The organism is Pseudomonas sp. SF2 (assembly GCF_036858055.1).
Taxonomy (GTDB): Bacteria; Pseudomonadota; Gammaproteobacteria; order Pseudomonadales; family Pseudomonadaceae; genus Aquipseudomonas.
Genome location: NZ_JAMBDI010000072.1, coordinates 1 through 5,743, shown reverse-complemented (window position 1 = coordinate 5,743; position 5,743 = coordinate 1). Strand labels below are relative to the sequence as shown.

3 protein-coding genes and 1 pseudogene are annotated in these 5,743 nt (G+C 62.0%); 2 read left to right on the top strand and 2 right to left on the bottom strand.

What is annotated here, in order from left to right:
* Positions 1–82 precede the first annotated feature (82 nt).
* Entirely contained in the window at positions 83–1,279 is a 1,197-nt protein-coding gene (locus M2S36_RS24580; protein WP_207832188.1) for an amino acid aminotransferase, read from the bottom strand.
* Between the two features lie 288 nt (positions 1,280–1,567).
* On the opposite strand from M2S36_RS24580, the gene uvrB reads away from it, so the two are divergent.
* Positions 1,568–3,583, top strand: a complete 2,016-nt coding sequence (gene uvrB / locus M2S36_RS24575) for an excinuclease ABC subunit UvrB (protein ID WP_207832186.1) — start codon at positions 1,568–1,570, stop codon at positions 3,581–3,583.
* Between the two features lie 104 nt (positions 3,584–3,687).
* Here uvrB and M2S36_RS24570 read toward each other — a convergent pair.
* A pseudogene (locus M2S36_RS24570) lies at positions 3,688–3,843 on the bottom strand (EmrB/QacA family drug resistance transporter); the annotation flags it as partial.
* A 108-nt stretch (positions 3,844–3,951) separates the two neighbouring features.
* On the opposite strand from M2S36_RS24570, the gene gltX reads away from it, so the two are divergent.
* Positions 3,952–5,433, top strand: a complete 1,482-nt coding sequence (gltX, locus tag M2S36_RS24565) for a glutamate--tRNA ligase (RefSeq protein WP_025338230.1) — start codon at positions 3,952–3,954, stop codon at positions 5,431–5,433.
* The last annotated feature ends 310 nt before the right edge of the window (positions 5,434–5,743 follow it).

The window sequence follows — 5,743 nt, the reverse complement described above, 5'->3', positions numbered from 1 at the left end:
ACCGACTGAGCTATCGCGGAATCTGTGCGTATCTTACTGATTGTCAGGGGGAAGTCAAGCCACCCCCTGACAAATCAAGCAGTTACAGTACTTCGACGATGGCCTTGGTGACCACGTGGATGTTGCTCTGGTTCAGCGCGGCAACGGCGATGCGGCCGGTGTCCAGGGCATAGATGCCGAAGTCGTTCTTCAGGCGGGCGACCTGCTCAACGGTCAGGCCCGAGTACGAGAACATGCCGACCTGGCGGCCAACGAAGCTGAAGTCGCGGTTGGCGCCATATTCGGCCAGCAGCGAAACCATCTGCTTGCGCATGCCGTGGATGCGCTCGCGCATTTCGGCCAGTTCGCTTTCCCACATCTGGCGCAGTTCGGCGCTGTTCAGCACGGTGGCGACGATGGTTGCACCGTGGGTCGGCGGGTTGGAGTAGGTGGTGCGGATCACGCGCTTGACCTGCGACAGCACACGGGTGCTCTCGTCTTTGGAGGCGGTGACGATCGACAGCGCACCGACGCGTTCGCCGTACAGCGAGAACGACTTGGAGAACGAGCTGGAAACGAAGAATTCCAGGCCCGACTCGGCAAACAGGCGCACGGCGAAGGCGTCTTCGGCGATACCGTCACCGAAGCCCTGGTAGGCCATGTCGAGGAACGGCACATGGCCCTTGGCCTTGACCACTTCCAGGACGTTTTTCCAGTCATCCAGGCTCAGGTCGACGCCGGTCGGGTTGTGGCAGCAGGCGTGCAGCACCACGATCGAGCCGGACGGCAGGTTGTTCAGGTCTTCGAGCATGCCGGCGCGGTTGACGTCGTTGGTCGGCGCGTCGTAGTAGCGGTAGTTCTGCACCGGGAAGCCGGCCGACTCGAACAGCGCGCGGTGGTTTTCCCAGCTAGGGTCGCTGATGGCAACCACGGCGTTCGGCGACACACGCTTGAGGAAGTCGGCACCAATCTTCAGCGCACCGGTACCGCCGACGGCCTGCACGGTAACCACGCGGCCAGCGGCCAGCAGCGGCGACTCGGCACCGAACAGCAGCTTTTGCACAGCCTGGTCGTAGGTGGCGATGCCGTCGATCGGCAAGTAGCCGCGCGAGGCGTGCTGGGCGGCACGCTGGGTCTCGGCTTCGATCACGGCGCGCAGCAGCGGAATGCGGCCTTCCTCATTGCAGTACACGCCCACGCCCAGGTTGACCTTGTCGGTACGTGGGTCGGCGTTGAATGCTTCGTTGAGGCCCAGGATAGGGTCGCGGGGTGCCAGCTCGACAGCGGAAAACAGGCTCATTGTTACTTTGGCTCTGATTGGAGTGTGATAGGACGTACCCGCTCCAGCCCGAATGCACTGAAGCGGTGCACAAACGGGGAGTCAGTATAGTGATACCGACCGGTCACCGCGACAGTCTGGCGCACCTTTTCCGGTCATTTGCGCAAATATTTTTCTACCATTGGTCTAAATGCCGGGTCCACCGTAACAAGCGCTCACGACTGTGCCTTGAAAGCGCCCCCCGACAGGCGCATTTGGGTATAGACTACTGGCTAAATTTACAGTTACTGCAGCACCGCGAGGTCCGTCATGTCCGAGTTCCAGCTCGTCACCCGTTTCCAGCCGGCCGGCGACCAGCCCGAGGCCATCCGGCAGATGGTCGAAGGCATCGAGGCGGGGCTGTCGCACCAGACACTGCTCGGGGTGACGGGCTCGGGCAAGACCTTCAGCATCGCCAACGTCATCCAGCAGGTGCAGCGCCCGACCCTGGTGCTGGCGCCGAACAAGACCCTGGCCGCGCAGCTGTATGGCGAATTCAAGGCTTTCTTCCCCAACAATGCGGTGGAGTACTTCGTTTCCTACTACGACTACTACCAGCCTGAAGCCTACGTACCGTCGTCCGACACCTTCATCGAGAAGGACGCGTCGATCAACGATCACATCGAGCAGATGCGCCTGTCGGCGACCAAGGCGCTGCTGGAGCGGCGCGACGCAATCATCGTCACCACCGTGTCGTGCATCTACGGCCTGGGTAGCCCGGAGACCTACCTGAAAATGGTCCTGCACGTGGATCGCGGCGACAAGCTCGACCAGCGTGCGCTACTGCGCCGCCTGGCCGACCTGCAATACACCCGCAACGAGATGGACTTCGCCCGCGCCACCTTCCGCGTGCGCGGCGATGTGATCGACATATTCCCGGCAGAATCGGACCTTGAGGCCATCCGCATCGAACTGTTCGATGACGAAGTGGAGAACATCGCTGCCTTCGACCCGCTGACCGGCGAGGTCTTCCGCAAGCTGCCGCGTTTCACCTTCTACCCCAAAAGCCACTATGTCACCCCGCGGGAAACCCTGCTGGAGGCGGTGGAAGGCATCAAGGAGGAACTCAAGGACCGCCTGGAATACCTGCAGAAGGCCAACAAGCTGGTCGAAGCCCAGCGCCTGGAGCAACGCACCCGCTTCGATCTGGAAATGATCCTGGAACTGGGTTACTGCAACGGCATCGAGAACTACTCGCGCTACCTGTCCGGGCGCCCGGCCGGGGCACCGCCACCCACCCTGTACGACTACCTGCCGCCGGATGCGCTGCTGGTGATCGATGAATCCCACGTCAGCGTTCCGCAGGTCGGCGCCATGTACAAGGGCGACCGCTCGCGCAAGGAAACCCTGGTCGAATACGGCTTCCGCCTGCCTTCGGCGCTGGACAACCGGCCGATGCGTTTTGATGAGTGGGAAGATGTCAGCCCGCAGACCATCTTCGTGTCCGCCACCCCGGGCCCCTATGAGGCTGAGCACGCCGGGCGCGTGGTGGAGCAGGTGGTGCGCCCCACCGGCCTGGTCGACCCACAGGTGGAGGTGCGCCCGGCGCTTACCCAGGTGGATGACCTGCTGTCGGAAATCCGCAAGCGCGTGGCGCAGGGCGAACGGGTGCTGGCGACCACGCTGACCAAGCGCATGGCCGAGGACCTGACCGATTACCTGGCCGACCATGACGTGCGGGTGCGTTACCTGCATTCGGACATCGACACCGTCGAGCGGGTGGAGATCATCCGCGACCTGCGCCTGGGTACTTTCGACGTGCTGGTGGGTATCAACCTGCTACGTGAAGGCCTGGACATGCCCGAGGTGTCGCTGGTGGCGATCCTCGATGCCGACAAGGAAGGTTTCCTGCGCTCCGAGCGCTCGCTGATCCAGACCATCGGTCGTGCGGCGCGTAACCTCAATGGCCGGGCCATCCTGTATGCCGACAACATCACCGGTTCCATGCAGCGCGCCATCGACGAGACCGAGCGCCGTCGCGAGAAGCAGATCGCCTTCAACCAGGCCAATGGCATCGTGCCCAAGGGCGTGGTCAAGGACATCACCGACATCATGGAAGGCGCCACCGTGCCTGGCGCACGCAGCAAGAAGCGCAAGGGCATGGCCAAGGCGGCGGAGGAGAGCGCCCGCTACGAGGCCGAGCTGCGCACGCCGGGTGAAATCACCAAGCGCATCAAGCAGTTGGAAGAGAAGATGATGCAGTTTGCCCGCGACCTGGAGTTCGAGGCCGCGGCGCAATTGCGCGACGAAATTGCCCAGCTGCGCGAGCGGTTGATTTCCAGCTGAAGGCTGACGCGGGCCCTGTGGGAGCGGGCGTGCCCGCGAAGAAATCAACGCGGTGGCTGGCACCGNNCCGCTCCCACAGGGACCGCATAAAATCTGAAATAGCCTCAATGTGCTTCTTCCGCTTTCAGTCCCTCTGGCAACTTCCGCGTCAATAACACCGCCACCATGCTCAGCGCCTGCTGGTGAGTAATCTCGCTCAACTTGCCCAGCGCCGCATTGTCATTACCCAGCCGCTCCGCCACCTGCGAGTTGCTCGGCACCTGGCACGGATGATCTGGATACAGGTGACGTTCGCGCCATCGCTGGAGCCCGGTGCCTGCCTCCTGCTAACATCCCGCCTTTGTTTCATCTTTCGTTCGAGACCCTCCATGACCACCGTACGCACGCGTATCGCGCCATCGCCTACCGGCGACCCCCATGTCGGCACCGCCTACATCGCCCTGTTCAACTACTGCTTTGCCAAGCAGCACGGCGGTGAGTTCATCCTGCGCATCGAAGACACCGACCAGCTGCGCTCCACGCGCGAGTCGGAACAGCAGATCTTCGATGCCCTGCGTTGGCTCGGCATCGAATGGAACGAAGGCCCGGACGTCGGCGGCCCGCACGGCCCGTACCGGCAGAGCGAACGTGGCGAAATCTACGCCAGGTACGCCAAGGAACTGGTTGACGCCGGCCATGCCTTCTACTGCTTCTGCACCGCCGAAGAGCTGGAGCAGATGCGCGCCGAACAGCAAGCCCGTGGTGAAACCCCGCGCTACGACGGCCGCGCACTGCTGCTGAGCGCCGAGGAAGTGCAGCGCCGTCTGGACGCTGGCGAGCCGCACGTGATCCGCATGAAAGTGCCGAGCGAAGGCGTGTGCGTGGTGCCGGACATGCTGCGTGGTGATGTCGAGATCCCGTGGGACCGCATGGACATGCAGGTGCTGATGAAGAACGACGGCCTGCCGACGTACTTCCTGGCCAACGTGGTCGACGACCATCTGATGGGCATCACCCACGTGCTGCGCGGCGAAGAGTGGCTGCCATCGGCACCCAAGCTGATCAAGCTGTACGAATACTTCGGCTGGGAGCAGCCCAAGCTGTGCTACATGCCGCTGCTGCGTAACCCGGACAAGTCCAAGCTGTCCAAGCGCAAGAACCCGACCTCGGTGACGTTCTACGAGCGCATGGGCTTCATGCCCGAGGCGATGCTCAACTACCTGGGCCGCATGGGCTGGTCGATGCCGGACGAGCGCGAGAAGTTCTCGCTGGCCGAGATGGTCGAGCACTTCGACCTGTCGCGTATCTCGCTGGGCGGCCCGATCTTCGACATCGAGAAGCTGTCCTGGCTGAACGGCCAGTGGCTGCGTGAACTGCCGGTCGAGGAGTTCGCCGCGCGCCTGCAGAAGTGGGCGTTCAACAGCGACTACATGATGAAGATTGCCCCACACGTGCAGGGCCGGGTGGAAACCTTCAGCCAGGTTGCTCCGCTGGGCGGGTTCTTCTTCGAAGGCGCGCTGAAGCTGGATGCCAAGCTGTTCGAAAGCAAGAAACTGTCGGCCGACCAGGTGCGCCAGGTGATCCAGTTGATCCTTTGGAAGCTCGAAAGCCTGCGTCAGTGGGAAAAGGAGCGCATCACCGGTTGCATCCAGGCGGTAGTCGAGGCGCTGGAACTGAAGCTGCGTGACGCCATGCCGCTGATGTTTGCCGCCATTACCGGCCAGGCCAGTTCGGTTTCGGTACTGGACGCGATGGAAATCCTTGGCCCGGACCTGACCCGCTACCGCTTGCGCCAGGCCCTGGACCTGCTGGGTGGTGTGTCGAAGAAAGAAAACAAAGAGTGGGAAAAGCTGCTGGCTTCGATCGCCTGACAGTGGTCCTGGGGCTATAAGCCGAACTTGTGGGAGCGGGTTCACCCGCGAATACGATGGTGCGTGTAACGGCGCATTCGCGGGTAAACCCGCTCCCACATGGCCCACTGTTCAGTTTTGGTAAGGGCAGGGCAGTAAGTGATTGTTATCTGTGAAAATTTTTTTGAATATTTTGAAAAATTCGTTTGACAGCCCTGCAATCCGATCTTAATATGCGCCCCGTCCACAGCGATGAACGAAAACGAAACGCCAGGCACCCAGCCAGCGCTTCGGTTCAAAGCGACATTGTGGGGCTATAGCTCAGCTGGGA